We start from the raw sequence: 25394 nt of genomic DNA, 5'->3' as shown, positions 1-25394 counted from the left end.
ACATCGATGGATCTCAACCTGCTGCGGGCCCTGGACGCCCTGCTCCAGGAGAACAGCGTGACCCGCGCGGCCGAGCGCCTCGGCACTTCGCCGGCGGCGGTCAGCCGGATGCTGGCCCGGCTGCGCCGCGCCGTCGAGGACCCGCTGCTGGTGCGCGCCGGGCAGGGGCTCGTCCCGACCCCGCGGGCGCTCGAACTGCGGGAGGAGGTGGGCGCGTTGCTGCGCGGATGCGACAGCGTGCTGCGCCCCGGCGCCGGCTTCGACCCCGTGCACCTCGACCGCACCTTCACGGTGCAGGCCGGTGAGCTGATGCTGGCGCGGACGGCCGGCGGCCTCGTCGAACGGGTCCGGGCGCAAGCGCCGCGGGTGGACGTGGTGTTCCTGCCGGAGGCGCTGGAGGACGGACCGGCGCTGCGGCAGGGGCTGCTGGACGTCGAGTTGGGCGTGCTCGGACACGTGGACCCGGAGGTCCGCACCCGGCAGCTGCTGCGCGTTCCGCTGGTCGGCCTCGCCAGGGCGGGCCACCCGCTGTTCGACGGCCGCCGGATCACCGCCCGCCGCTTCGCCGCCGCCGACCACATCGGCGTCTCCCGGCGCGGCAAGCGCCTCGGCCCGATCGACACCGCGCTGACGGCGCTCGGGCTGCGGCGCCGGGTGGCGGTCGTCGTGCCCAGCCACACCGGGGCGATGCTGCTGGCCCGGGACAGCGACCTGGTCACCCTCGCCCCGGCGGACTGGCTGCCGGAGACCGTCGCCGCGCTGGGTCTGCGGACCTTCCCGATCCCGCTCGAACTCGCCCCGCTGGAGCTGGGGATGGCCTGGCACCCGCGCAACTCCGCCGATCCGGGCCACCGCTGGTTCCGCGAGCACGTGGCGGCCGCGGTACTGGGTGCGGGGCCGGGCGCGGACCCGCACGGCACGGCCTGAGCGGGAGGGCGCACGGCGCGCCCCGGCGCGCCCCGGCGCGGTCCGGCGCGGTCCGGGGCGGTCCGGGGCGGTCCGGGGCGTAAGGTCGGGATACCCTGCGGGGGTAACAAGGGGCGGTGCTGAGGACGGGAGGCGAAGGATGGCGCGGTCGCGGGCGTTCGGTCCGCCGGTGCCGTGGGCGCCGCGCCTGCTGCTGCTCGCCGCGCTGCTGCTCGGCATCGTGACCATGCACACCCTCGGCCATCCGAGCGGCGGGCACGGCGGCTCCGGTGGCTCCGGCGGGCACGAGGGCCCGGGGACGCACGCCTCCGCGATGCACCCGGCGGGCGCCGTCCACCACGGACCGGCCGCCGAGCCCGTCCGCGACGCCGCGTCCGTGGCCGACGCGGCCTCCGCGGCCGACCCCGCCGCCCCCGGCGGCATGGACCCGATGACGGTCTGCCTCGCCGTCCTGGCCGGCTGGACCCTGGTGTTCCTCCTCGCCGGCTCGCTGCCGCGCCACAGCGGTGACGCCGCCGCCGACGTACGGGCCCGGCTGCTGCGGGCCGTACGCGCGCTGCCCCCGCCCGAAGGCGGGCGGATACTCCTCACCCGGCTTTCGGTGCTGCGTCAGTAGGCGCGCGCCCGCCGTTCCGCGCCCGCGCCCGCTCAGGGGCGCCCGTGCGCACATCAACGCGCCCGCTCGCACTCCCGAGCGCCCGCGCGCGGAACGGCCGACGCGACGTCCTGCACACCCACACACCGCACGAGGTGCACTCCGTCATGCGCACACCCACCCGCCGTACCGTCCTCGGCGCCGCGCTCGCCGCCGCCGGGACCGGTCTGCTCACCGCCTGCTCCTCCGACTCGATGAAGGGCATGGACCACGCGTCCATGGGCCACGGCCCCACGAGCGGAGCGACCGCGACCGCCGCCCCGGCCGGCTACCTCGCCCCGAACGGCCCCGAGGTCGCCGCCGCCGAGGCCGCGCGCAACCCGGGCCCGGAGCGCAAGGTCGCGCTCACCGCCACCGAGACCACCCTCGACCTGGGCGGCCGCACCGTCCGCAGCTGGGCGTACGGCGACCGGCTGCCCGGCCAGGAGGTGCGCGCCACCCTCGGCGACACCCTCGCCGTCACCCTGGCCAACCACCTGCCGCAGGCCACCTCGCTGCACTGGCACGGCCTCGCGCTGCGCAACGACATGGACGGCGTCCCGGGCCTGACCCAGGCCGACGTCAGGCCCGGCGCCTCCTTCGAGTACCGCTTCGCGCTCAGCCACCCGGGCACGTACTGGTTCCACCCGCACTCCGGCGTCCAGCAGGACCGCGGCCTGTACGCCCCGCTGATCGTCGAGGACCCGAGGGAGCCGCTCGCGTACGACAGGGAGTGGGTCGTCGTCCTGGACGACTGGGTGGACGGCGTCGACGGCAGCACCCCGGACGCCGTCCTCGCCGAACTCGCCAAGGGCATGGGTGGGATGGAGGGGATGGAGGGCATGGACCACTCGGGCGGCATGGACCACGCGGGCGGCTCCGGGCACGACATGTCCGGGATGCCGGGCACGAACACGGGCGGCGCAGCCGGCACACCCGGCCCGGCCGCCGGCCCGACCCGGATGCTGATGGGTGCCCGGAGCCCGCTGCTGGGCGGCGACGCCGGCGACGTCGCGTATCCGTTCCACCTGGTCAACGGCAGGCTCGCCACCGCGCCCGAGACCTTCACCGCCAAGCCCGGTGACCGGATCCGGATCCGCCTGGTCAACGCCGGCGGCGACACCGCCTACCGGGTCGCCCTCGGCGGCCACGAGCTGACCGTCACCCACACCGACGGCTTCCCGGTCGAACCCGCCACCAGCCAGGCGCTGCTGCTCGGCATGGGCGAGCGCTACGACGTGCTGGTCACCGCCAAGGACGGCGCCTTCCCGCTGACCGTGCTGGCCGAGGGCAAGAACGCCACCGCCCTGGCCGTGCTGCGCACCGGCGGCGGCGCCGCGCCCGACGCCGCCGTCCGCCCGGCCGAGCTGGACGGCCGGCTGGTCACCGCCGGGCAGCTCAGGGCCGCCCCGGGCGTCCGGCTGCCCGCCAAGGCGCCGGACCGGACGGTGAAGCTGGAGCTCACCGGCGGGATGGCGAAGGCCGACTGGGCGTTCGACGGCCGCTCGTACGACCCGGCGCGGCGCCACCCGGTGGCGGCGGGCGAGCGGGTGCGGCTGGAGTTCCGCAACAGCACCACCATGTGGCACCCCGTCCACCTGCACGGCCACAGCTTCGCGCTGCCCGGCGACGGCCCGCGCAAGGACACCGCGATCGTGCTGCCGGGCGCCACCCTGGCCGTCGAGTTCGACGCCGACAACCCGGGCCTGTGGATGGTGCACTGCCACAACGTCTACCACGCGGAGACGGGCATGATGACCGTCCTCGGCTACCGGGCCTGACCCTCAAGCTCTCCCCCCCCCGCGGAAATGGTCCCGGGTTTCACCCCGGGAGTGACCCCGAACCGGCGCAACGGTTCGGGGTCACTCCGTTCGCGGCACCCGACCCACCGCGCCGTGCCACCCCGCCGACCTGCGTGGCCATGACGTTTTCTTAACGCGGGCCGGTAGCGGATTCTTAACGCTCGTCGCATAGCGTGTCGCTCTGCCGTCGCCCGACGGCGTTTTTACGGGGTCTTTAAACAAGAGGTGCAAGGTGGTTTCGTCGGGTTCGACGGAGACGGCGGAGTCGGATGCGCCGTCGGCGCGAATACGCCTCCGCAGCTGGCTGCTGGAGGACGTGACCGCGGAGAAGCCCGCGCAGAACTCCTCGGCGCAGGGCGCCCCCGAGGCGTCGGACGGGGCCGCGGCGGCGGGGGACTCCGCCGCGCCCGCCGCGCAGGGCGGACACGTCGGCCAGCGCTGGTGGCGGGTGATGTGCCTGACCGGCCTGGACTACTTCTCGACGCTCGGCTACCAGCCGGGCATCGCCGCCCTCGCCGCGGGCGTGCTGTCGCCGATCGCCACCATCGTGCTGGTGGTGGTCACCCTGCTGGGCGCGCTGCCGGTCTACCGGCGGGTGGCCAAGGAGAGCCCGCGCGGCGAGGGTTCGATCGCGATGCTGGAGCGGCTGCTGTCGTTCTGGAAGGGCAAGCTGTTCGTTCTCGCGCTGCTCGGCTTCGCGGCCACGGACTTCCTGATCACCATCACGCTGTCCGCCGCCGACGCGAGCGCGCACCTGGTGGAGAACCCCCACCTGACGGGCTTCCTCGGCGGCAAGCAGGTGCTGATCACGCTGGTCCTGGTGGCCCTGCTCGGCGCGGTCTTCCTCAAGGGCTTCGGCGAGGCGATCGGCCTGGCGGTGTTCCTGGTCGGGACGTACCTGGTGCTGAACGTGGTCGTGGTGGCCGTCGGCCTCTGGAAGATCATCGAGGCGCCGCACGTGGTCACCGACTGGACGGACGCGTTGACCGCCCAGCACGGCAACCCGATCGTCATGGTCGGCGTCGCCCTGGTGACCTTCCCGAAGCTGGCGCTCGGCCTGTCCGGCTTCGAGACGGGCGTCGCCGTGATGCCGCACATCAAGGGCGACCCGACCGACACCGAGGCCGACCCGGTCGGCCGGATCCGCGGCACCCGCAAGCTGCTGACCACCGCCGCCGTGATCATGAGCTGCTTCCTGATCACCACCAGCTTCATCACCACGCTGCTCATCCCGGCCGACCAGTTCAAGCCCGGCGGCGACGCCAACGGCCGCGCCCTGGCGTACCTGGCGCACGAGTACCTGGGCGGCGCCTTCGGCAGCGTCTACGACCTCTCCACCATCGCGATCCTCTGGTTCGCCGGCGCCTCCGCGATGGCGGGCATGCTCAACCTGCTGCCCCGCTACCTGCCGCGCTACGGCATGGCCCCGCACTGGGCCCGCGCGGTGCGGCCGATGGTGATCGTGCTGACCCTGATCGGCTTCCTGGTCACCTGGATCTTCGACGCGGACGTGGACGCCCAGGGCGGCGCGTACGCGACCGGCGTGCTGGTGCTGATCAGCTCCGCCGCCATCGCGGTGACCATCGCCGCGTACCGCAAGCGCGAGCGCGGCTGGACCATCGCCTTCGCGGTCATCGCGGCGATCTTCCTCTACACCACCGTGCTGAACGTGCTGGAGCGGCCGGACGGTCTGAAGATCGGCGCCTGCTTCATCGCCGGGATCATCCTGGTCTCGCTGCTCTCCCGGCTGCGCCGCGCCTTCGAGCTGCGCGTCACCAGCGTGGCCATGGACGATGTGGCGGAACGTTTCATCAGGGACTACGCGCACCGACCGCTGCGCCTGATCGCCAACGAGCCGAGCCACCGCGACATCGCCGAGTACCGCGACAAGATCCGCCAGATCCGCGCCGACAACGACATCCCCGGCGAGGACGACCTGGTCTTCGTCGAGGTGACCGTCCGCGACGCCTCCGACTTCGAGGCCGAGCTGACCGTGCGCGGCGAGGTGCTGCACGGCCGCTACCGGGTGCTCACCCTGGAGAGCTCCAGCATCCCGAACGCGCTCGCCGCCCTGGCGCTGAACATCCGGGACCGCACCGGGCAGCAGCCGCACCTCTACTTCGAGTGGACCGAGGGCAGCCCCTTCGCCCAGTTCCTGCGGTTCTTCCTGTTCGGACAGGGCGAGGTCGCGCCGGTCACCCGCGAGGTGCTGCGCGAGGCCGAGCCGGACCGCTCGCGCCGCCCGCGCGTCCACGTCGGCTGACGTCCGTCCGGAGGCCGGTCGCACGCCGGCCCGTCCGCTCCGAGTGAGCGGGCGGGCCGTCGGCGTTCCCCCGGGGGGCAACAGGGCGCCGCCCGCGCCGGGGCGGGCGCGGGCGGCGGGTCGGTGGGGTCGGGTGGTCGGTGGGGTCGGGTAGGGGTCGACGGATTCAGGAGGGGGTCAGGAAGGGAGGTCGAGGACCATGCCGGGCTGGATGAGGTCCGGGTCCTCGCCGATGGTGTCGCGGTTGAGTTCGAAGAGCGCGGGCCAGCCGCCGGGGACGTCCAGGTTCTCGGCGAGTTCGCCGAGGGTGTCGTACCGGCGGACGGTCCAGGTGCCGTCCTCCGACACGGTCGAGGTCCGGGCGGCCGCCGGGGGTGGCTTGACGGCCTCGTGGCCCTGGCCGCGGGGGGCGCGGGGGACACGGGCGCCGCAGACGGGCCAGGGGGAGAGGCCGCGGCGGTCGGCGAGGTGCTGGGCGACGGCGATCTGCTGCTCGCGGGTGGCGAGGTCGGCACGCGGTGCGTAGGCGAGGCCGCCGTTCTCCCGCCACGTGGGCTGGTCGAACTGGAGGCCGCCGTAGTAGCCGTTGCCGGTGTTGATGCGCCAGTTGCCGTTGCTCTCGCAGGACGCCACGCGGTCCCAGTCGTACGAGCCGCCGCCCGACCTCCCGGGGTCGGACCCGGTGTCGCGGCCCGGTGGCGCGGCGTGGGCCGCTGGGGCGGCGAGGGCCACGGAGAGGGCGCAGAGCGCGGTCGGGACGATACGGCGTAGACGGGCGGTGGGAGGCATGCGCGACTCACAGACTCGGGGACAAGGACCCGCACCGTCCGCGGACGGCGCACTCCCACCCATGCACGCCGGACGGGGTGTTCCGGCGCCGACACGTCCGACAGGTCACCCGCACGGCCGCCCTGGACCACCCCGGCGGCCCGCGGCTGATCGGCCGTCACCCTCGCGGTCCGCCACCGACCCACAGTGGCCCGGACGTTCTCGAAGAAGGGTGCGGACGATGACGATCGATCAGGGCGCCGTGCGGGCGGGGTCGGGCGTGATCGGCGGCTCGGGGCTGTACGCGCCGCTGGACCACGTCACCGAGCCGCGGGTCACCCACGCGGAGGCGCCGGAGGTCTTCGCGGGGAACGTCGACCGGCTGCGCGCGGTGCTGTTCAAGGCGCTGGAGAGCCCGCCCGCCGAGCGGGACCGCGTCTGCTCGCACGCCCTGGACGGAGTCTCCACCGGCCTGCCGGGCGTCCGCCGAGGACTCCCCGACGGCGTCCCCCGGCCGGCGGCCACCGTTCAGGTGCTGATGGCGACTGTTCAGGTGCCGACGGCCACCGGCAGCTCGGCGAGGCGCCACTCCAGCATGCCGTCGTTGAGCCGGACCGCCCGCAGGCCGCGGGCGGTGAGCAGGCGGACGGCGTCGTAGGCCAGCACGCAGTACTCGCCGCGGCAGTAGACGACGACCTCGGTGTCCGCGGGCAGCTCGTCCAGCCGCTCGGCCAGCTCGTCGACCGGGATGGAGAGCGCGCCGGGGATGTGCCCGGCCAGGTACTCCTCGGCCGGGCGGACGTCCAGCACGACCACCTCGCCGGTCTCGGCGCGGGCGCGCAGCTCCTCGGTGTCGACCTCCCGCGCGCCGTCCTCGCCCAGGTAGGCGTCCAGCGCGGGCGGCACCGCGGCCTGGTGGCGCTCGGCGACCCTGCGCAGCAGGGCGAGCAGCTCGCCGACGTCCGGGCCGGAGAGCCGGTAGTGGATCCGGACGCCCTCGCGGCGGGTGGCGACGAAACCGGCCTGCTTGAGCGCCTGGAGGTGGGCGGAGGCGGTGGTCAGGTTCAGCCCGGCCGCCTTGGCCAGCGCGTCCACGGTGCGCTCGCCCTGGGCGAGCAGGTCGAGCAGCTCCAGGCGCTTTCCGCTGGCCAGGGCCTTGCCGCTGGCCGCGAACGCGTCGTACAGCTGCGCCTTCGCCTCGCTCTTGGCCATCGCTTCCTCCGCCTCCGCCGGTCCGTCCGGATGCTCCGTGATTCTTGTCCAAGGTTCCATGGAATATTGTACTGGAGACCCTTTCTCCATAAATCCATGGAATATTGTTGATGCTGTCGGTCGCTGCGACCGAGCACAGGACGCACGAGACGCGCATGACGCGCCGCAGACGCACCCGTCATCGACGGACTCATGCAGGAGAACCGATGAGCACCACGACCCCCGAAGCGCCCGCCCGGGTGGCCGCCCGACCGGTCCGGCTGGGCCTGCGGGAGAACCGGCTCCAGTTCTCCCTGCTGGTCGTGGTCACCGCCACCGTCGGCGGCCTGGTCGGGCTGGAGCGCACCACCGTGCCGCTGATCGGCTCCGAGGTGTTCCACCTCACCAGCGACCTCGCGGTCTTCTCCTTCATCATCGCGTTCGGCGTCACCAAGGCCCTCACCAACCTCGCCGCCGGCGCCCTGACCGCCCGCTTCCGCCGCAAGCAGCTGCTCGTCGCGGGCTGGCTCATCGGCGTCCCCGTCCCGTTCGCCCTTGCCTGGGCACCCTCCTGGGGCTGGATCGTGGCCGCCAACGTGCTGCTCGGCATCAATCAGGGCCTCACCTGGTCGATGACCGTCAACATGAAGATCGACCTGGTCGGCCCGGCCCGGCGCGGACTCGCCACCGGCCTCAACGAGGCGGCCGGCTACGCCTCGCTCGGCGCGACGGCCCTGGTCACCGGCTACCTCGCCACCTCGTACGGGCTGCGGCCGACGCCCGAGCTGGTCGGCGCCGTCTTCGTCGTCGCCGGCCTCGCGCTCTCCCTGGCCGTCCGCGACACGGCGGCGCACGTCGCGCTGGAACTCGCCCAGCACCCCACGCCCGACGGTGACGGACCGCGCCCCGGCCTCTGGCAGACCTTCGCGCACACCTCCTGGCGGGACCGCTCGCTGCGCGGCGCAAGCCAGGCCGGCCTGGTCAACAACCTCAACGACGGCCTCACCTGGGGCGTCTTCCCGCTGCTGTTCACCGACCACGGGCTCGGCCTGGCCGCGGTCGGCCTGATCAAGGGGCTCTACCCGCTGCTCTGGGGCTTCGGCCAGATCCCCACCGGCCACCTGGCCGACCGGATCGGCCGCAAGCCGCTGATCGTCGCCGGCATGCTGGTGCAGGCCGCCGGCCTCGCCCTGGCCCTGGTGCTGCTCGACCGTCCGCTGCTGGCCGGCATCGTCTCGGCGGTGCTGCTCGGGCTCGGCACCGCCATGGTCTACCCGGCGCTGATCGCCGCCGTCTCCGACCACGCCCACCCGAGCCGCCGGGCCAACGCGCTCGGCACCTACCGGTTCTGGCGCGACATCGGCTACGCGGCCGGCGCCCTGCTCGCCGGAGTGCTCGCCGACGCGCTCGGCCTGAGCGCCACCATCGTGGCGGCGGCCGTCCTCACGGCGGCCTCCGGGCTGCTCGCCGCCCGGCTGATCCGCGAGCGGGCCGCACACTGATGCGCAATCCCGGGGTCAACTTCCGTTTGCCAAAAGCGAATTCGATCGCGAAATCGAGGACGTCGGGCCTCTTGTCAAAGGTTAGGGAAGTTTCCTAACTTGATGTCATGTCCGAGACCGAGACTCCACGGCACTCCCGGCGTGACCTCCTCCGAGTCGGAGCGGCGGGCGGAGCGACCCTCGCGACCGGCGGCCTCCTGCTGCCCGGTACCGCCCTCGCCGCCCCGCGCCCGACCGCCCTCGCGACCCCGACCGTCCCCGCCACCCCGACCGTCCCCGCGCCCCGCGGCGAGCGGATCGCCGGGTCCGCGCTGCGGCCCTTCGGCCGACACCTCGCCTTCGGGGCCGACCCCTCCCAGCAGGTCGTCGTCTCCTGGCAGGTGCCGGACGCGGTGACCGCCCCCTTCGTCCGGCTCGGCGTCCAGCCCGGCGACCTCGGCGCCCCGATCGCCGCCGAGGTCCGCACCCTGGTCAGCAAGCTCTCCTGGCAGCACCCGGTCGAGGACCAGCCCCTGGTCAAGCCCACCACCGTCACCCAGTACTACCTGCACGCGCGGTTGGACCAGCTGATCCCGGACACCACCTACTACTACGTCGTGGGCCACCAGGGCCACGACCCGGCCGGCCAGGGCACCCGCCTCGGCGACGTGGCGAGCTTCCGCACCGCGCCCGCTCCCGGCCGCGGCGCCGGGTTCACCTTCACCGCCTTCGGCGACCAGGGCATCGGGTACAACGCGGCCGCCACCGGCAACCTGATCGCCGGCCTCGACCCCGCCTTCCACCTCCACATGGGCGACCTCTCGTACGCCAACGCCGGTGGCAGCGGCAAGACCGGCGACGCGTACGACGCCCGGCTGTGGGACTCCTTCTTCGTGCAGAACGACCCCGTCGCCTCCCGGACCCCGTGGATGCCGGCGATCGGCAACCACGAGATGGAGCCGTGGTACGGGGCCGACGGCTACGGGGGCATGCGCGCCCGGTTCACGACTCCCGACAACGCCTGGAACCAGTCCACGGGCATCTACTCCTGGCGGTACCAGAACGTCGGCCTGATCAGCCTCGACGGCAACGACGTCTGCTACAACACCCCGGCCAACCTCGACTACACCAAGGGCAAGCAGAAGAAGTGGCTGGAGAGCCGGCTCGCCGCGCTCCGCGCCGACACCGGCATCGACTTCGTCGTCGTCTACCTGCACCAGTGCACCTACTCCACCTGCCACGACAACGGAGCCGAACTCGGCGCGCAGCAGGACTGGGCCCCCTTGTTCGACAAGTACCAGGTGGACCTGGTGCTCAGCGGCCACAACCACGTCTACGAGCGGACCGACCCCATCCGGGCCGGCAAGGCCACCCGCAAGGTCGCCTCCGGCGACACCGTCGACCCGGTGAAGGACGGCACCACCTACGTCGTCGCGGGTGGCGGTGGCGGCGGGCTCTACTCCTTCCCGGCGGCCGACACCTACCTCGGGCACGAGACCGCCAACGACAAGTCCGTCCCGATGGTGGTCTCCGACCGCAGCGGGCACAACCAGACCGTCAAGGTCACCTGGTCCAGGGTCCGCTACACCGGCTACTGCCTGGTCGCGGTCGACGTGACCCCCGCCGTCGCGGGCAGGCCCGCCCGGATGGAGGTGCGCTCCCTCATGGAGGACGGCACGGCGGTGGACCGGGTCACCGTGCAGCGGAACTGACCGCCGACCCGGACCGGTTGAGTACTCCTACTCAGGCGGCCGGCGGTGCTACCCGGCGAGCATGGAGGCGTCGCCTCGCCGAAGTCCACGAAGGAACCGCCATGCTCAGCCGGATCGCCGGCACCCTGGTGCCCGTCCTCGGCCGCCTGTCCGTCACCTCCGAGGTGCCGGGCCCGATCGCCCCGGGCAGCATCGTCGTCGCCAACCACAGCTCGCTCGCCGACCCGGGCGTCGTGCTGGCCGCCCTGCGCCGGCTGGGCACCGAACCGGTCGTGATGGCGACCGCCGGGCTGTGGCGGGTGCCGGTGCTCGGCGCGGTGCTGCGGGCCGGCGGGCACATCCCCGTCCACCGCGGGACGGCCCGGGCGGCCACCGCCCTCGACCCGGCCGCCGCGGCGCTCGCGGCCGGCCGGGTCGTCCTGATCTACGGCGAGGGTGGCCTGCCGCGGCGCCGGGACTCCGGCGACACGGCACCGGGCGCCTTCCGCACCGGCCTGGCCCGGCTCGCGGCGGCCGGCGGCGCCCCGGTCGTACCGCTCGGCCAGTGCGGCGCCCGCCGCCTCAGCTCCGGCGGCACCGCCAAACAGCTCGCCGGGTTCGTCACCGCCCCCCTGCGCCGCCCCGCCCTGCACGTCCACCTCGGCACCCCGCTCCACCTGCCCGCCGACATCGCCGACGCCACGGCCGCCGCCCACCGCGCCGTCACCGCCGCCTGGCACACCGCCCAGCAGCGGTGCGGCCGGCGCTGATCCCGGCGCCGGGGCGCCAACTACGCTGGCGGGCATGGACTGGCTCGATCGGGTGGCACGGCTGAGGCGCTGGACGAACAACGGTGTGCGGGCGCCGCACAAGCCGCTGCTGCTGCTCTACGCCCTCGGCAGCCACCAGCAGGACGCGGACGGTGAACTCCGGTACAGCGCCGTCGAGGAGGAGCTGAAGCGGCTGCTGGCGGAGTACGGGCCGTCGCATCCGACGACTCCCGCGTACCCGTTCCACCACCTGGTCAGCGACGGAGTGTGGGAGGTCCGGACCGACCAGGGGGCGGGAAGCCCCGGCAGCGGAGTCGGGATCCTCCGGTCGAGCGGGGCCACCGGCAGGCTCGCGCCCGCCCTTCGGGTGGCACTCGCGCAGGAGCCGGCGCTGCTCGGACGGATGGCCAGGGTGTTGCTGGACGCGCACTTCCCGACCTCCCTGCACGCCGATCTCTGCGAGGCGGTCGGCCTCGACCTGGAGCAGGCCGAGGCCGGGACGGTGCGAGGGGCCGAGGCGGCGGCCAGGCGGCAACGGAACCGGCGGATGCGCGAACTGATACTCACCGCTTACGAGTTCCAGTGCGCGTTCTGCGGTTACGACGGTGCCCTCGGGGCGAGCGCGGTGGGACTGGAGGCCGCGCACGTCCGGTGGTGGTCGCACGACGGGCCGGACGAGGCCGACAACGGGCTGTGCCTGTGCTCGCTGCACCACAAGCTGTTCGACAAGGGGGTGTTGGGGCTGGGTGAGGGCCATCGCATCCTCGTCTCCGAACGCTTCGTCGGTCGCAGCGAGGCCAGCCGGCGGCAGGTGCTCGCGCTGTCCGGGCGTCCCGTCATCGGCCCGCAGCCGGGCCGCCCGCCGGTCGCGGACCGGCACCGGGAGTGGCACGCGCGGCAGGTGTTCCACGGTGCGCCGCGCCAACCGGCGGAAGGGCTTGTCGGTGCGGGGTGAGACGGTGGGGAACCCGGGTGCGCCACCCGGGGGACAGGCGACCGGGGAGGCGAATGTGAGCGGGGAACCGTCCATCGACTGGCAGCCGCAGTACCGGGGGGACCTCACGCGCCCCGAAGTCCTGGTGTGCTTCGAGCAGGTCATCAACGAACCGGACGGGGCGAAGCTGACCGCCCTGAGGGAGATGGTCCTGGCGGTCGACCCGCTGCCGGGGGACCTGCACGCGCTGGCGTCCGTCTACCTGCTGACCGGGCAATTCGCCGAGGCGGTACCGCTGTTGGAGGTCGTGGCCGACATGGGGCCGGAGGATCCGGCCGTGCGGTGCGACCTCGCCAGTGCCTACGTCCTGATCGGCAGCGTGGACCGGGCGGCGCGGGAGCTGGAGCGCATCCTCGCGGTCCACCCCGGATGTGTGCCGGCCGAGAGCCAACTCGCCGAGGCCCGGGCATGGTTGGAGTGGCACGAGGCCGGCGTGGGATTCCTGCGGCAGCAGGTCGGCCTGCTCTCCGGACTGGCCGCCGACGCCACCGCCGGCCCGACGGAGCACCTCGCCCTGGCCAGGGTGCTGTACCAGCTGGCCGCCGTCCCGCGCAGCGGCGTGGACTGGCCGGACGTGGTGAGCGTCCTGGAGCGGGCCCACCACCTCGACCGCGGTCATGAGCAGGTGCTGGAACTCCTGGTGGCGGCGGCGCACAACGCGGGCGTCGAGGGGCCGTGGCGGTCGGCGCTGTTGGAGCTGGAGCGGGTCGCGCCGGGGTCCGAACACCTCGACCACTGGCGCTCGGCGCCGCCCGCGGTCGAGCCGAACCCTGACCGGCTCCTCGCCGTGGCCACCGACCCCGAGGAGGTGCACGGCGCCGTCCGGGAGCTTCGGGCGCTGTACCGGAGGAGTCCCAACAACCTGGACGCGCTGCGCTGCGTGGTGCAGGCGGAGGTCGGCCTCGGGAACGTGGCCGAGGCGCTGTGGCTGGCCGAGAGCCTGGCCGCCGTCGAGGGGCTCGACTTCTACGGGCACGGCGCCCTGGCGATGGTCTACGGGTTGATTGGGGACGACCGGATGCGGCACCACATCGTCATGGCAATGGAGTTGGCTCCGGAGGAGGAGGAACGGGCCTATTTCCAGGATCAGTTGGACGGCCTGAATGAGGGCTGACGCCGATTGCGAGCAGTGCTGGGAGGGCGTCAGGCGGCTGCGGCCCGGTCCGTCGCGGCGGCGGTCGGCGGGGCGAGCCAGACCAGTCGTGCGGTGATGTCCGGCCGGCGGGAGAAGTGGCGGACGGCTCGCTCGGGGGAGGGGAGGGTCAGTCGCGTCCGCCCGTCGACGCCGATGACGTGCGTCGACCCGGCGGCGTCGGCGAATCCCCAGGCCGCGACCCACCCGTCGGCGTCCGCGAGACCGAGGCTGCACACCTGGACGACGGCGAACAGCCGGGGCGCGGTGTCGAGCACGAGGTCGCAGAGCTCCTGGTCGAAGGACGCGTCGGCCGACGGCAGAGGCGTGACCGGGCTGGAGTTTTGCAGGGGCGCAGCAGCCATGGAATTCTCCTACGTGAAGGGGAGTTGGACGCGGCGCTGCCATCACCACGGGCAGCGATCGGCCCTGACGCAGGATCAAAAATAGCCAGTCGGTAGTATGTAGTCCACCGCTCCTTGGGGATTCATTGCGCCTCCACCCCAACGAGTGAACGGCGCCGGCCACGACCGGCGAGGGAAGGAAGCAGCGGATGCCGCCCAGCAAGATTCCGCCGAGCATCCGGCAGCGGCGACTCGGCGCGGAGCTGCGCCGGCTGCGCGAGCAGGCGGGCCTGTCGGTCACGCGCGCCGGGGAACTACACGGCACGACGCAGTCCCGCATCAGCAATATCGAGTCCGGCGGGTATCCGGTGAGCGCCGATCGAGTTCGGGCCCTGGCGCGTCTCTACGGCTGCGCGGACGAGGCCCTGATCGAGGCGCTGACCCGCATGACCGGCGGCCGCGCGCGGGGCTGGTGGGAGGAGTACCGCGAGATCCTTCCGGCCGGCGCGCTCGACCTGGCAGAAGTCGAGCATCATGCGCGATCGATGCGGATCGCCTCGGTGGTTCACATCCCTGGTCTTCTCCAGACTCCTGAGCATGCTCGCGCGCTCTTTCGGGATGTAGTTCCACCCCTGTCGCCGCCCGAGGTGGAGCACCTTGTTTCTCATCGCATCAAGCGACAATCGGTGCTTTACGGCGAGCAGCCGATGCCGCTGTCGGCGATAGTCCATGAGACCGCCTTGCGCATGGGCTTCGGTGGTCCGGAGGTCGCCCGTGATCAGCTGGATTATCTGCTGACCATGAGCGCGCATCCTCACATCGACCTGCGGGTGATCCCGTTCGGTACCGGCAGCTACCCCAGCTCCGGCGCCGGAATCGTGTACATCCATGCCGAGGTTGCACGGTTGGACACTGTCCAGGTCGATGGGGATCGATTCGAGTTCATTGACGCCGAGCCGCAGCTGATCAAGTATCGAGCCGTGTTGGATCGGCTGGAGGCGACTGCGCTCGAGCCCGAGGCGTCCCGCGACGTCATCCGCTGTATCGCCCGAAGCATGTGAGACGGGGAGACCGTGATCGTTCAGACCTGGCAGAAGTCCTCATTCAGCGGCGACACCGCCAACTGCATCTACGTCGCGGCGGTGCCTGGTGAGGGCGTCAAGCTTCGCGAGAGTGATGACCCGGATGTCGTCATCACCATGCCGCCCGCTGTGCTCGGCGCCCTCCTGTGCGGCGTCAAGGCTGGAGAGTTCGACCAACTGGGAGGGTAGCCAGCTCCCTCACCCGCGGCCGGGAAGGATCCGGCCCAGGTGGTAGTGCAGCACGGCGGTCGCCTCCTCCGCCGTCCGCTGCTTGAGCAGCACGCTGAGGCCCAGGCCGGCGGAGACGGCCAGCAGCACGACGGCCTCCTGGCGGGGGTCCAGGCCGGGGGCGGCGTCCCCGGCCTGTTGGGCCGCCGTCAGCTGGGCGGCCAGGAAGGCCTCCATCTCGTTCGGCGCGGCCAGGAACGGCTGCCCGCCGAGCCCGGGATCGGTGACGGAGAGCACCGCGTACTCGGTGTAGATCAGGTGGAACGCCCGGCTCTCCTCATCGGTCGGCACCGCCTCCAGCAGCACCGTCTCGATGATGCCGCGCGGGTCACCGGCCGCCCCGCTCTCGCGTGCGCGGCGCTGGACGCGCTCGCCCATGCGGGTCGCCAGGCGGGTCATGGCGGCGAGCAGCAACTGTTCCTTGGTGTCGAAGTAGTACTGGACCAGCCGCACCGAGACACCGGCCTCGACCGCCACCGACCGCATGGTAACGGCGTGCAGTCCGCTGCTCGCCGCCGATCGCAGCAGGGCGTCGATGATGTGCGCCCGCCGTTCCTCGTGATCCACCAGCTTCGGCATCAGGTTCCTTCCGGATATTTTTATGATACAACCATACCATCATCAAAGGGAGGGCGATCATGACCAGGACCACCGTCGGACACTTCGTCACCGAGTCGGCCCGGGCGAAGTTCCTCGCGGCCTACGACCGGGCGATGGAACTCTGGCCGAGCCCGCGCCAGGAGCTGGACGTCGAGACCGCCTACGGCAGCGTCCACGTCCACCGCTACGGCCCGGCGACCGGCGACCCGATCGTGCTGCTGCACGGCCACGCCGGGCACCCGTCCAACTGGTACCCGCAGATCGCCGCCCTCGGCGAACACCACCCCGTCTACGCGATCGACACCCTGGACGACCCCGGCCGCAGCGTCCAGCGCGCCGTCGCGGCCGGATCGCCGGAGAACGCGGCCTGGCTGGGGGAGGTACTGGCCGGACTCGCCTTGGAGCGGGTGCACCTGGTCGGGGCCTCGTACGGCGGCTGGCTGGCGCTCAACCAGGCCGTCCACGCCCCCGAGCGGCTGGCCTCCGTCGCGCCGCTCGACCCGGGCGGGATCGAGAAGGTGCCCGCACGCTTCTACGTCCACCTGGTCGCCGGGTTGTTCGGCATGCTCGCTCCGCGCCCGCTGCGTCCGGCGGTCGGCCGGCTGCTGGCGAACCCCGCGCTGAGCGCGCCGCGTGAGATGACGGCGCCGCTGATGCTCGCGCTGCGGAGCTACAAGCCGAGCGGCCGCCCGCCGGTCCGGACGTTCACGGACGAGGAGTTGGCGTCGATCCGGCTGCCGGTACTCGTCCTGGTGGGCAGGCGCAGTGCGCTGCTGCGGCCGCACCGGGTGGTGGAGCGGGTCACCCGGCTGATCCCCGGAGTGCGGGCCGAGATCCTGGAGCGGGCCGGCCACGGGCTCAACCTGGAGCAGCCCGGAACGGTGAACGAGCGGCTGCTGGGCTTCATCGGCGGGGTCGGGCGGGAGCGGCGGGCCTCGTAGCCGGGTGGCGCCCCGAAGGCCCCCGCCCGGTGGCGGGGGCCCGTCGGAGCGCCCTGTGGCGCCGGTGCGTCAGGAGAACAGGCGGGCGTCGTTGTTCGCCGCGCTGTTGAGCGACCCCGCGTACCCCGCCGGGTAGGAGATCCAGAAGCCGTCGCTGATCTGGCTGACGTACACCGTGTGGCCGGTGTTGTTGACGATCGAGGCGGCGTTGCCGTACATCGTCACCCCGTACCCGGAGCCGTTCGCGTAGCGGGCGAACGTGTAGTTGTGCAGGTCGAGGTTCTGGTTCGGCGAGAAGTTGTCGAACGATCCCCAGCCGACTCCAGGCGAGTTGTAGTACAGGCAGACGCTGCCGCTGGGGCACGCCTCCGCCCCGCCCGGGCCCGCCGCGTGGGCGCTCCCGGTGGCCATGGCCACCGTGCCCGCCGTCAACGCCGCCACCGCCGCGATCTTGGCCGCGCGCTGTCCGAACTTGATGCGCATTCCGTACTCCCGTCCCAGTCGACAGTGCAGGAAGGCCGGGCAGGCCGGGTCCCTTGTGGACCGTCGCCCCCGAGGCCTCGAACAGGCTGGCACGTCCGCCCCACCGGCGCCACGGTTTCGTGCCGTTCCGGTTGTGCATACATGTGAAGGTGCCGGTCCCGGTCCTGCGGCCCGCGCGGCGCCGGCGCGGTTCAGCGGGACAGGGCGTCGAAGGACTGCTCGACGGCCTCGCAGGTGGCCGCCAGGTCGTCCGCGGTGACGGCGGCGGAGACGAACCAGCAGGCCAGGCTGTAGGCGTTGACGTGGACGCCCCGTTTGAGCAGTTCGTGCCGGAAGGCCGCGTAACGGGAGCTGTCGGCGTCGAGGAGGTCCCGGTACCGGGTGGTGGGCGTGGCCCGGTCCGTGAACACCACCTGGAACATGGCTCCGACGCCCTGGACCAGACAGGGCACGCGGCGGTCGTGGGCGGCCCGCCGGATGGCCTCCATGATCCGGCGGCCGGTCGCGTCGATGTGCTCGGTGACCTCCGGACGGCCCAGCTCCCGCAGGGTGGCGAGGGCCGCGGTCGCGCACAGCGGGGAGGAGTTGTAGGTGCCGCCGTGCTTGACGCGGCCTTCGGCGAGGGGTTCCATCACCTCGCGGCGGCCGGCGAAGGCGGCGATGGGCAGGCCGCCGCCCAGCGCCTTGGCGTAGGTGGCGAGGTCGGGGACCACCCCGAAGAGGCTCTGCGCGCCTCCCGGGCCGGTGCGGAATCCGGTGCAGATCTCGTCGAAGATCAGGACGATGCCGCGGTCCGTGCACTCCTGCCGCAGCGTCTCCAGGAAGCCGGGGACCGGCATGGTGCAGGCGTTGTTCGCGACGATCGGTTCGCAGATGACGGCGGCCAGTTCGCCGCGGTGGGCGTCGAGCACGGCCCGCAGGGCGTGCGGGTCGTTCCACGGGCAGACCACCACGTCCGAGACGACGCCGTCCGGGATGCCGGGGGAGTGCGGAACGCGGTTCGGCCGGTCGTAGGGTCCGGTCTCGCCCGCGTCGGGACGATTGGAGACCGCGAGGACGTCGCTCCAGCCGTGGTAGTGGCCCTCGAACTTGAGGACCTTGGTGCGCCCGGTGTGGCCACGGGCGGCGCGGACGGCTCCCTGGACCGCCTCGCTGCCGGAGTTGGCGAACCGTACGAGGTCCGCGCAGGGGACCGACCGGCAGATCAGTTCGGCGAGTTCGACCTCGGCGGTGTTGCAGGTTCCGAACATGGTGCCGCCGTGCAGCACGGGCGTCAACGCCTTGGTGAGGACGTCCGGCGCGTGTCCCAGGACGGCGCTGCCGTAGGCGGCGAGGTAGTCGAGGTACTCGTTGCCGTCGACGTCCCGGATCCGCGCGCCGGTGCCGGATGCCATGTAGAGGGGGTACGGGTGCGGGCCGGTCGACGTGAGCCGGGCCGAGGAGCTGATGCCGCCGGCGAGGGACCGCCGCGCCCGCTCGTGCCACGCGCGGCTTCCGTCCGTCGCGCCCGGCGTGTCGATGTCGCCAATCATGTGCTGCTCCTGGTTCGAGGGTGGGTCGGAGGGGCACGTTCGGATGACGGGCGTGCCCGAGGCGGGCCGCGGGGCGGGAGAGGGGACCCGGTGATCGAACGGACGGCGGTCGTGACGGGAGCGGGCAGCGGCATCGGGCGGGCCAGTGCGCTGGGCCTGCTCGCCGACGGCTGGACGGTGGTGCTCGTCGGCCGGCGGTCCGAGCCGCTGGAGAAGACCGCGGCCCTCGCGCCGGCCGATCTGCGCGACCGTGCCGTTCCCGTGCCCGCCGACATCACGGACCCCGCCGCGGTGGACGCGCTCTTCGGCGAGGTGGCGGACCGCTTCGGCCGGCTCGACCTGCTGTTCAACAACGCCGCCGACACCATGCCGTATGTCCCGGTCGAGGAGGTGGACGTGGCGGACTGGCACCGTGTCATGGAGTCGATCGCCACCGGCACCTTCCTGTGCTCCCAGGCCGCGTTCCGGCTGATGATGCGGCAGGAGCCGCGCGGGGGGCGGATCATCAACAACGGCGCCCCGTCCTCCCAGGTGCCCCGCCCGGACTCGATCGCTTTCACCGCGGCCAAACACGCGGTGGCCGGAATGACCCGCTCGCTGTCCCTCGACGGCCGGCGCTACGACATCTCCTGCGGGCAGATCGACATCGGCAACGTGACTCCCGAGGACCGGCCCCAGCCCGCCGTGCGGCAGGCGGACGGGTCACAGCGGGTGGAGCCGACCATGGACGTGCGGCACGTCGTGGACATGGTCCGGGCCATGGCCGCCCTCCCGCTCGGGGTGAACATCCAGTCGGTCCTGGTGATGCCGAGCTCCATGCCGTACGTCGGCCGCGGGTGACGGCTTCCCGTCGTGGCGCGGGACGGGAGGCACTCGCACCCGCACGTCGGCGGCCTGCAGGTCGGCGGCCTGGACCTCGATCACGGGCTGGACCACTCCTCGCGTTCACTCGGGCGACGCACCGCGGATACCACGGCGCAGGTGTGTGTCTGTCCAGCTGTCGAACGCGTCATGTCTGCCCGGGTGGCACCTGGCCGGAAACGGCCGTTCGTTCAGGCGGCGGAGCGCAGCGCGGTGGCCGCCCTCGCCTCGTCGTAGCGCCGCAACACCAGTCGGGCGACGGCCGGGTGGGCGCCCAGTGGGGCGCTGGTCCAGGCGGCGGGAGCGGTGGCGGCGCGGCGGGCGAAGAAGCCGGGGGAGAGCAGGTAGGTGGCGAGGGCGACCTCGGGGTGGCCGGCGGCCTGTAGCTCGGCGACCGCCTGGTGCGGGGTGGGGGCGGCGGCCGAGAGGTGGGCGGGGACGACCGTCCGTCCGAGGCGGGCGGCCAGCAGGGACGCCATCCGGGCGGTGTCGGCGAGGGCGGTGGGGTCGGAGGAGCCGGCGCCGGCCAGCACCACGGGGGCGTGCGGCGGGGCACCGGCCTCGGTGAGCCGGTCCGCGAGGGCCTCGGCGAGCAGCGGGTGCGGGCCGAGCGCGCGGGCGAGATGGGATTCGGGGAGGCCGGCGGTGGCGAGCGCGGCGGGGAGGTCGACCCGCAGGTGGTAGCCGGTGCCGAGGAGGAGCGGCACCAGCACCGGTCGCCGGTCGGCGAATCGGGCGAGCGACTGGGTGAGCGACGGGTGGGCGAGGTCCAGGAAGCAGCAGCGGACGGTCAGTTCGGGCCGCAGCAGGCGAACCGCCTTCACCAGGGCGCGAGTCGACGTGCTCGCCGCCTCGTCGCGACTCCCGTGCGCGACGGCGAGCAGCATCAGCCCGCCGCCAGCCGGTAGCCGCGCTTGGGGACGGTCCTGATCAGTGCCGCGTGCGGCCCGAGTGCCGTCCGCAGCCGGCCGACCGCCGCCTCCACCGCGTGTTCGTCGGCGCTCGCGTCCGGCCAGGCGGCGCGCAGGAGTTCGGCGCGGCTGAGCACCCGGCCGGGTTGTTCGGCGAGTGCCCGTAGGACGGCGGCGCCGAGCGGGCTGAGCCAGTGGCTCTCCCCGTCCACCACGGCGGCGTTTCCCTGGATCGTCAACGTCCCCAACGGTGACGGGACTTCGTGCCGGGATCGGCCCGGCAGGGTGTCCTCCAGCAGTCGGACCAGGGTGCCGAGCCGGCCGCGTTCCGGGTAGCGGGCGGGCAGGCCGAGTTCGGTGAGCGGGCGGGCGCAGAGCGCGCCGACGCAGACCGCCAGGACGTCCCCGCGCAGGGCGTCGAGCAGTGCCTCGCGCAGGCCCTCGCTCTCCGCCGCGGCGAGCAGGGCGGTGATCGCGGGGGCGCTGGTGAAGGTGAGCGCGTGCACGTGGCGCCGTACGGTCTGGTCGAGCAGCCGGTGCACCGCCCCCCGGTCCTCCGGCGGTGCCCAGCGGTACACCGGGACGGAGATCACCTCGGCGCCGCGCTCGCGCAGCGCCGCCGCGAAGGCGTCCAGCCGGACCCCGTGCTCCTGGACGGCGATCCGCCGCCCGGCCAGCGGGCGGGCGAGCAGCCAGGCGAGCAGTCCGTCGGTGGTCTCGGTGGTGGGGGACCAGCCCTCGTCCAGTCCGCTGGCCCGGACCGCCCCGGTCGCCTTGGGGCCACGGCTGAGCACCAGCGCGCCCCGGCACGCCTCGGTGAGGGCGGCGCCACGGCCCCAGCCCTCGGCGGCGCTCATCCAGCCGCGCCAGCCGACGCCGGTGGTGGCCACCACGTAGTCGAGCGGGGCGGCCAGGCAGCGGTCGGTGGCCTCGCGCAGGGCGTGGTCGTCGGCGAGCGGTAGGATCCGCAGCGTCGGTGCCTCGATGACGTGGGCGCCGCGTCGGGTGAGCAGAGCGGTCAGCTCCTCCCTGCGGCGCGCGGCGGTGACGCCGACGGTGTAGCCGGTCAGCGGCCCTGCGCCGGTGAGCGGCCCTGCTGGTGGAACGGTTGCCATGCCGGTCAGCCTCCGCCCGGCCTGTTACGGGAGTATTTCCCGTCCGTCACCCGCGGGTTAGCGAAACTGCCGTTGCGGTTACGCCGGATGTCCGACCGCGCACTTCACGGTACGGGCGACGTGAGCGAGGTGTACCGCGCACGCAACATCGCCGACTCCGTCGCGAAACAGTGGGCCGCGAAGGTCCGTACATGACACCAACCGCTCTCGCGGCCGCCACCGACACGCACTGCCCCTACTGCTCCCTGCAGTGCGGGATGCGGCTTGTGCCGGGCACGGACCGGCCGGCCGAGGTGCTGGAGCGCCCCGACTTCCCGGTGAACCGCGGCGCCCTGTGCGGCAAGGGCCGCTCGGCGCCCGCGCTGCTCGCCCGGGACGTCCGGCTGACCGGCCCGCTGCTGCGCGACCGCCCCGGCGGGCCGCTGCGCGCGGCCGACTGGCCGGAGGCACTGGACCGGGTGGCCACCGGGCTGGCCCGGACGCGGGCGCGGCACGGGCCGGACGCGGTCGGCGTGTTCGGCGGCGGCGGGCTCACCAACGAGAAGGCCTACCTGCTGGGCAAGTTCGCCCGGGTCGTGCTGGGCACCGCCAACATCGACTACAACGGCCGGTTCTGCATGTCCTCGGCCGCCGCCGCGCACCGCCGGGCCTTCGGCCTGGACCGCGGACTGCCCTTCCCGCTCGCCGACATCCCGCACACCGGCTGCCTGATCCTGGTCGGCGGCAACCCGGCCGAGACGATGCCGCCCGCCGTCCGCTACTTCCGCGAACTGCGGGAGAACGGCGGTAAGTTGATCGTCGTGGACCCACGTCGCACCCGCACCGCCGAGCTGGCCGACCTGCACCTGCAGCCCCGCCCCGGCGGGGACCTGGCGCTCGCCCTCGGCCTGCTCCACCTGGTGATCGCCGACGGACTGGTCGACCAGGAGTTCGTCGCGCGGCGCACCTCGGGCTTCGAACAGGCGCGCGCGGCGGCGATGGCCCACTGGCCCGACCGGGTGGAGCGGATCACCGGCGTCCCCGTCCACCAACTACGGGAAGTGGCGGCGATGTTCGGCCGGGCGGCCACCGGCATGGTGCTCACCGCGCGCGGCCCGGAGCAGCAGAGCAAGGGCACCGACACCGTCGGCGCCTGGATCGACCTGTGCCTGGCCACCGGCAAGGCCGGCCGCCCCTACAGCGGCTACGGCTGCCTGACCGGCCAGGGCAACGGCCAGGGCGGACGCGAGCACGGCCAGAAGGCCGACCAACTGCCCGGCTACCGCTCGATCGAGGACCCGGTGGCACGCGAACACGTCGCCGCCGTCTGGGGCGTGGCGCCCGAGAGCCTCCCCGGCCCCGGCCGGTCCGCGTACGAGCTGCTGGACGGCCTCGGCCGCCCCGACGGCGTCCGGGCGCTGCTGCTGGCCGGCTCCAACCCGGCGGTGTCCGCGCCGAACGCCAATCACGTCACCGAACGGCTGCGCGCGCTGGACCTGCTGGTGGTCGCCGACGTGGTGCTCTCCGAGACCGCGCGGCTCGCCGACGTCGTGCTGCCGGTCACCCAGTGGGCCGAGGAGGACGGCACCACCACCAACCTGGAGGGCCGGGTGATCCTGCGCCGCCGCGCCCTCGACCCGCCGCCGGGCGTCCGCAGCGAGCTGTGGGTGCTGGGTGAACTGGCCGCCAGGCTGGGCGTGTCCAAGGGATTCCCCGCCGGGGCCGAGCAGGTCTTCGAGGAACTGCGCCGGGCCTCGGCCGGCGGCGACGCCGACTACGCGGGCATCGGCTACGAGCGGATCGCCGCCGAGGACGGGGTGTTCTGGCCCTGCCCGACACCGGACCACCCGGGCACGCCCCGGCTGTTCCTCGACCGCTTCGCCACCCCCGACGGCCGGGCCCGGTTCGCCGCCGTCACCCACCGCCCGGCCGGCGAGGAGCCGGACGACGACTACCCGCTGTACCTGACCACCGGCCGGGTGCTCGCCCAGTACCAGAGCGGCGCGCAGACCCGCCGGGTCGCCGAGCTGAACGCGGCCGCACCCGGACCGTACGTCGAACTGCACCCGAGGCTCGCCGGGCGGCTCGGGATCGCCGACGGCGAGCCGGTGGCCGTCACCAGCCGGCGCGGCCGGGCCGTCGCCCCGGCCAGGGTCACCGACACGATCCGGCCGGACACCGTCTTCATGCCGTTCCACTGGGCGGGCGCCGGGCGGGCCAACAGCCTCACCAACCCGGCGCTCGACCCGGTCTCCGGGATGCCGGAGTTCAAGCTGTGCGCGGTCCGGGTGGAGCCGGTGGGGGTGGGGCTCGTCGGGTCGGAGCCCCTCGGGTCGGAGCCCCTCGGGTCCGAGGTCGCGAAGCCGGAGCCGGATCGGTGAGGGGCCGCGGGATGACCCCGAGGATCGCCGTGGTCGGCGGCGGCATGGCGGCCGCCCGCTTCGCCGAGCGGTACGGCGCCCTCGGCGGGCCGGGCGAGGTCACGGTGTACGGGGCCGAACCGCGCGCCCCGTACAACCGGGTGCTGCTCACCGAGGTGCTGGCCGGGCGCTACGACGCCGAGTCGATCGCGCTGCCGCTCGGCGGGGCCGAGGTCAGGCCGGGGTGCGAGGTGGTCGCGCTGGACCCCGCGGCGAGGAAGCTGTGGCTGGCCGGCGGGGCCGCCGAACCCTGGGACGAGCTGGTGCTGGCCACCGGCGCCGGCCCGGTGCTGCCGCCGGTACGCGGACTGCGCGGGCCCGACGGCTCCGGCCTGGTCGAGGGCGTGCACACGCTGCGTACCCTGGACGACTGCGTCCGGCTGGCCGAGCACGCCGTCGGCGCGCGACACGCGGTGGTGATCGGCGGCGGGGTGCTCGGCGTGAGCGCCGCCGGGGCGCTCGCCGCGCTCGGCACGCGGGTCGAAATCATCCACCAGGCCTCATATCTGATCGAGCGTCAGCTGGATGCGGGAGCGTCCGGCGTGCTGCGGGAGCGGCTGCGGGCGGTCGGCGTCGACTGTCACACCGGCCACCGCGTCCGGGCCGTGCACGGCAGCGCCCGGGTCGAGGCCGTCGAACTGGCCGACGGCCGCCGGATCGACTGCGACCTCGTGGTGCTCGCCTGCGGCGCCCGCCCGCACACCGAACTCGCACGGACCGCCGGACTGCCCGCCGCCACCGGCGTACTGGTCGACGACGGGCTGACCGTGGCCCCGAACGTGCACGCGATCGGCGACTGCGCCGAACACCGCGGCACCGTCCACGGCCTGGCCGGCCCCGCCTGGGAACAGGCCGACGTGCTCGCCCGTCGGCTCTCCGGCGCCGAACCGGACGCCCGCTACCCCGGCACCGGCCCGCGCGCCCGGCTCAGCACCGGCGGTCTGGACTACGCGGCCTTCGGCACCGTGGACGAGACCCGCGAGCCCGGCCTCCACGCGCTGCTGCTCACCGACGCCACCCGCGGCAGCTACAAGAAGCTCGTCCTGCGCGGCGACCGCCTGGTCGGCGCCATCCTGCTCGGCGACCTGGCCGCCGTGGACGCGGTGGCCGGCGCCTTCGCCGACGGCGGTGCGATCGCCGGCCACCCCCTGCACCTGCTCACCGGAGGAACCGCCATGACTGGAGACGTGCGTTGACCACTGACCATCGCAGCACCCGAGGCCCCGGCGCCGTCCGCGACCTCGT

At 73.6% G+C, this 25394-nt stretch carries 24 protein-coding genes; 16 read left to right on the top strand and 8 right to left on the bottom strand.

Annotated features, from left to right (window positions below; all coding sequences use genetic code 11):
- The first annotated feature begins 6 nt into the window (after positions 1–6).
- From ACGF0D_RS31600 to ACGF0D_RS31585, 4 genes are all read left to right on the top strand, one after another.
- On the top strand, positions 7–927 hold the full coding sequence (locus ACGF0D_RS31600) for a LysR family transcriptional regulator (protein WP_392921976.1): 921 nt from the start codon (positions 7–9) through the stop codon (positions 925–927).
- A gap of 139 nt (positions 928–1066) precedes the next feature.
- Positions 1067–1543, top strand: a complete 477-nt coding sequence (locus ACGF0D_RS31595; RefSeq protein WP_392921974.1) for a hypothetical protein — start codon at positions 1067–1069, stop codon at positions 1541–1543.
- 146 nt (positions 1544–1689) lie between these two features.
- The gene (locus tag ACGF0D_RS31590) at positions 1690–3342 is read left to right on the top strand and encodes a multicopper oxidase family protein (RefSeq protein ID WP_392921972.1); all 1653 of its coding nucleotides are present in this window, start codon (positions 1690–1692) and stop codon (positions 3340–3342) included.
- 472 nt (positions 3343–3814) lie between these two features.
- Positions 3815–5626, top strand: a complete 1812-nt coding sequence (locus ACGF0D_RS31585) for an amino acid transporter (protein ID WP_392922005.1) — start codon at positions 3815–3817, stop codon at positions 5624–5626.
- A gap of 177 nt (positions 5627–5803) precedes the next feature.
- On the opposite strand, the gene ACGF0D_RS31580 is transcribed toward ACGF0D_RS31585, so the two are convergent.
- Entirely contained in the window at positions 5804–6415 is a 612-nt protein-coding gene (locus tag ACGF0D_RS31580; protein WP_392921969.1) for a transglycosylase family protein, read from the bottom strand.
- Between the two features lie 220 nt (positions 6416–6635).
- Here ACGF0D_RS31580 and ACGF0D_RS31575 point away from each other — a divergent pair, with 220 nt between their 5' ends.
- On the top strand, positions 6636–7052 hold the full coding sequence (locus ACGF0D_RS31575; protein WP_392921966.1) for a hypothetical protein: 417 nt from the start codon (positions 6636–6638) through the stop codon (positions 7050–7052).
- On the opposite strand, the gene ACGF0D_RS31570 is transcribed toward ACGF0D_RS31575, so the two are convergent.
- A complete protein-coding gene (locus tag ACGF0D_RS31570; protein ID WP_392880295.1) occupies positions 6944–7606 on the bottom strand; it encodes an ArsR/SmtB family transcription factor in 663 nt (220 codons plus the stop codon). The genes ACGF0D_RS31575 and ACGF0D_RS31570 overlap by 109 nt on opposite strands.
- Positions 7607–7812: 206 nt before the next feature.
- Between ACGF0D_RS31570 and ACGF0D_RS31565 the strand changes: the two genes are divergently transcribed.
- The 5 genes from ACGF0D_RS31565 (at position 7813) to ACGF0D_RS31545 (ending at position 13635) form a co-directional block, all read left to right on the top strand.
- Complete coding sequence (locus ACGF0D_RS31565; protein ID WP_392921963.1) at positions 7813–9087, top strand: MFS transporter; 1275 nt, start codon at positions 7813–7815, stop codon at positions 9085–9087.
- A 107-nt stretch (positions 9088–9194) separates the two neighbouring features.
- Positions 9195–10778: a purple acid phosphatase family protein gene (locus tag ACGF0D_RS31560; protein WP_392921960.1), complete on the top strand. Its 1584-nt coding sequence runs from the start codon at positions 9195–9197 to the stop codon at positions 10776–10778.
- 101 nt (positions 10779–10879) lie between these two features.
- Positions 10880–11527 (top strand): lysophospholipid acyltransferase family protein, encoded by a 648-nt coding sequence (locus ACGF0D_RS31555; RefSeq protein WP_392921957.1) that lies wholly within the window; start codon positions 10880–10882, stop codon positions 11525–11527.
- Between the two features lie 34 nt (positions 11528–11561).
- Positions 11562–12482 (top strand): phosphorothioated DNA-binding restriction endonuclease, encoded by a 921-nt coding sequence (locus ACGF0D_RS31550; RefSeq protein ID WP_392921955.1) that lies wholly within the window; start codon positions 11562–11564, stop codon positions 12480–12482.
- 55 nt (positions 12483–12537) lie between these two features.
- Complete coding sequence (locus tag ACGF0D_RS31545; RefSeq protein ID WP_392921952.1) at positions 12538–13635, top strand: tetratricopeptide repeat protein; 1098 nt, start codon at positions 12538–12540, stop codon at positions 13633–13635.
- 29 nt (positions 13636–13664) lie between these two features.
- Here the strand turns inward: ACGF0D_RS31545 and ACGF0D_RS31540 are convergent, their stop codons facing one another.
- Positions 13665–14018, bottom strand: coding sequence for a hypothetical protein (locus ACGF0D_RS31540; RefSeq protein ID WP_392880213.1), 354 nt, complete (start codon positions 14016–14018; stop codon positions 13665–13667).
- 188 nt (positions 14019–14206) lie between these two features.
- Between ACGF0D_RS31540 and ACGF0D_RS31535 the strand changes: the two genes are divergently transcribed.
- Positions 14207–15058 carry a helix-turn-helix domain-containing protein gene (locus ACGF0D_RS31535; protein WP_392880211.1) on the top strand — a complete coding sequence of 284 codons (852 nt, stop codon included), beginning with the start codon at positions 14207–14209 and terminating at the stop codon, positions 15056–15058.
- A 12-nt stretch (positions 15059–15070) separates the two neighbouring features.
- Positions 15071–15268 carry a DUF397 domain-containing protein gene (locus ACGF0D_RS31530; protein WP_392880208.1) on the top strand — a complete coding sequence of 66 codons (198 nt, stop codon included), beginning with the start codon at positions 15071–15073 and terminating at the stop codon, positions 15266–15268.
- A gap of 9 nt (positions 15269–15277) precedes the next feature.
- On the opposite strand, the gene ACGF0D_RS31525 is transcribed toward ACGF0D_RS31530, so the two are convergent.
- On the bottom strand, positions 15278–15886 hold the full coding sequence (locus ACGF0D_RS31525; protein WP_392921949.1) for a TetR/AcrR family transcriptional regulator: 609 nt from the start codon (positions 15884–15886) through the stop codon (positions 15278–15280).
- A gap of 59 nt (positions 15887–15945) precedes the next feature.
- Here ACGF0D_RS31525 and ACGF0D_RS31520 point away from each other — a divergent pair, with 59 nt between their 5' ends.
- Positions 15946–16848: an alpha/beta fold hydrolase gene (locus ACGF0D_RS31520; protein ID WP_392921947.1), complete on the top strand. Its 903-nt coding sequence runs from the start codon at positions 15946–15948 to the stop codon at positions 16846–16848.
- Between the two features lie 69 nt (positions 16849–16917).
- Here the strand turns inward: ACGF0D_RS31520 and ACGF0D_RS31515 are convergent, their stop codons facing one another.
- On the bottom strand, positions 16918–17331 hold the full coding sequence (locus tag ACGF0D_RS31515) for a peptidase inhibitor family I36 protein (protein WP_392880200.1): 414 nt from the start codon (positions 17329–17331) through the stop codon (positions 16918–16920).
- 191 nt (positions 17332–17522) lie between these two features.
- Positions 17523–18863: an aspartate aminotransferase family protein gene (locus ACGF0D_RS31510; RefSeq protein ID WP_392921944.1), complete on the bottom strand. Its 1341-nt coding sequence runs from the start codon at positions 18861–18863 to the stop codon at positions 17523–17525.
- 90 nt (positions 18864–18953) lie between these two features.
- Here ACGF0D_RS31510 and ACGF0D_RS31505 point away from each other — a divergent pair, with 90 nt between their 5' ends.
- Positions 18954–19703, top strand: coding sequence for an SDR family oxidoreductase (locus tag ACGF0D_RS31505; RefSeq protein ID WP_392921942.1), 750 nt, complete (start codon positions 18954–18956; stop codon positions 19701–19703).
- Positions 19704–19915: 212 nt separating this feature from the next.
- On the opposite strand, the gene ACGF0D_RS31500 is transcribed toward ACGF0D_RS31505, so the two are convergent.
- Both ACGF0D_RS31500 and ACGF0D_RS31495 read right to left on the bottom strand, forming a co-directional pair.
- On the bottom strand, positions 19916–20611 hold the full coding sequence (locus tag ACGF0D_RS31500) for a sirohydrochlorin chelatase (RefSeq protein WP_392921939.1): 696 nt from the start codon (positions 20609–20611) through the stop codon (positions 19916–19918).
- Positions 20611–21750: a uroporphyrinogen-III synthase gene (locus tag ACGF0D_RS31495; RefSeq protein WP_392921936.1), complete on the bottom strand. Its 1140-nt coding sequence runs from the start codon at positions 21748–21750 to the stop codon at positions 20611–20613. Before ACGF0D_RS31495 ends, ACGF0D_RS31500 begins: the two co-directional genes overlap by 1 nt.
- Before the next feature lie 191 nt (positions 21751–21941).
- Between ACGF0D_RS31495 and ACGF0D_RS31490 the strand changes: the two genes are divergently transcribed.
- Both ACGF0D_RS31490 and ACGF0D_RS31485 read left to right on the top strand, forming a co-directional pair.
- Positions 21942–24110 carry a molybdopterin oxidoreductase family protein gene (locus tag ACGF0D_RS31490; protein WP_392921933.1) on the top strand — a complete coding sequence of 723 codons (2169 nt, stop codon included), beginning with the start codon at positions 21942–21944 and terminating at the stop codon, positions 24108–24110.
- 11 nt (positions 24111–24121) lie between these two features.
- Positions 24122–25345 carry an NAD(P)/FAD-dependent oxidoreductase gene (locus tag ACGF0D_RS31485; protein WP_392921930.1) on the top strand — a complete coding sequence of 408 codons (1224 nt, stop codon included), beginning with the start codon at positions 24122–24124 and terminating at the stop codon, positions 25343–25345.
- Positions 25346–25394: the final 49 nt, after the last annotated feature.

The sequence above is a fragment of the Kitasatospora sp. NPDC048298 genome (genome assembly GCF_043201465.1).
Classification (GTDB): Bacteria; Actinomycetota; Actinomycetes; order Streptomycetales; family Streptomycetaceae; genus Kitasatospora.
This window is presented reverse-complemented; position numbering and strand designations above follow the sequence as displayed.

Excerpts from the sequence above, each read along its gene's own strand:
- ACGF0D_RS31600 (WP_392921976.1), top strand. The coding sequence starts at position 7 with ATGGATCTCAACCTGCTGCGGGCCCTGGACGCCCTGCTCCAGGAGAAC.
- ACGF0D_RS31595 (WP_392921974.1), top strand. The coding sequence starts at position 1,067 with ATGGCGCGGTCGCGGGCGTTCGGTCCGCCGGTGCCGTGGGCGCCGCGC.
- ACGF0D_RS31590 (WP_392921972.1), top strand. The coding sequence starts at position 1,690 with ATGCGCACACCCACCCGCCGTACCGTCCTCGGCGCCGCGCTCGCCGCC.
- ACGF0D_RS31585 (WP_392922005.1), top strand. The coding sequence starts at position 3,815 with ATGTGCCTGACCGGCCTGGACTACTTCTCGACGCTCGGCTACCAGCCG.
- ACGF0D_RS31580 (WP_392921969.1), bottom strand. The coding sequence starts at position 6,415 with ATGCCTCCCACCGCCCGTCTACGCCGTATCGTCCCGACCGCGCTCTGC.
- ACGF0D_RS31575 (WP_392921966.1), top strand. The coding sequence starts at position 6,636 with ATGACGATCGATCAGGGCGCCGTGCGGGCGGGGTCGGGCGTGATCGGC.
- ACGF0D_RS31570 (WP_392880295.1), bottom strand. The coding sequence starts at position 7,606 with ATGGCCAAGAGCGAGGCGAAGGCGCAGCTGTACGACGCGTTCGCGGCC.
- ACGF0D_RS31565 (WP_392921963.1), top strand. The coding sequence starts at position 7,813 with ATGAGCACCACGACCCCCGAAGCGCCCGCCCGGGTGGCCGCCCGACCG.
- ACGF0D_RS31560 (WP_392921960.1), top strand. The coding sequence starts at position 9,195 with ATGTCCGAGACCGAGACTCCACGGCACTCCCGGCGTGACCTCCTCCGA.
- ACGF0D_RS31555 (WP_392921957.1), top strand. The coding sequence starts at position 10,880 with ATGCTCAGCCGGATCGCCGGCACCCTGGTGCCCGTCCTCGGCCGCCTG.
- ACGF0D_RS31550 (WP_392921955.1), top strand. The coding sequence starts at position 11,562 with ATGGACTGGCTCGATCGGGTGGCACGGCTGAGGCGCTGGACGAACAAC.
- ACGF0D_RS31540 (WP_392880213.1), bottom strand. The coding sequence starts at position 14,018 with ATGGCTGCTGCGCCCCTGCAAAACTCCAGCCCGGTCACGCCTCTGCCG.
- ACGF0D_RS31535 (WP_392880211.1), top strand. The coding sequence starts at position 14,207 with ATGCCGCCCAGCAAGATTCCGCCGAGCATCCGGCAGCGGCGACTCGGC.
- ACGF0D_RS31525 (WP_392921949.1), bottom strand. The coding sequence starts at position 15,886 with ATGCCGAAGCTGGTGGATCACGAGGAACGGCGGGCGCACATCATCGAC.
- ACGF0D_RS31520 (WP_392921947.1), top strand. The coding sequence starts at position 15,946 with ATGACCAGGACCACCGTCGGACACTTCGTCACCGAGTCGGCCCGGGCG.
- ACGF0D_RS31515 (WP_392880200.1), bottom strand. The coding sequence starts at position 17,331 with ATGCGCATCAAGTTCGGACAGCGCGCGGCCAAGATCGCGGCGGTGGCG.
- ACGF0D_RS31510 (WP_392921944.1), bottom strand. The coding sequence starts at position 18,863 with ATGATTGGCGACATCGACACGCCGGGCGCGACGGACGGAAGCCGCGCG.
- ACGF0D_RS31500 (WP_392921939.1), bottom strand. The coding sequence starts at position 20,611 with ATGCTGCTCGCCGTCGCGCACGGGAGTCGCGACGAGGCGGCGAGCACG.
- ACGF0D_RS31495 (WP_392921936.1), bottom strand. The coding sequence starts at position 21,750 with ATGGCAACCGTTCCACCAGCAGGGCCGCTCACCGGCGCAGGGCCGCTG.
- ACGF0D_RS31490 (WP_392921933.1), top strand. The coding sequence starts at position 21,942 with ATGACACCAACCGCTCTCGCGGCCGCCACCGACACGCACTGCCCCTAC.
- ACGF0D_RS31485 (WP_392921930.1), top strand. The coding sequence starts at position 24,122 with ATGACCCCGAGGATCGCCGTGGTCGGCGGCGGCATGGCGGCCGCCCGC.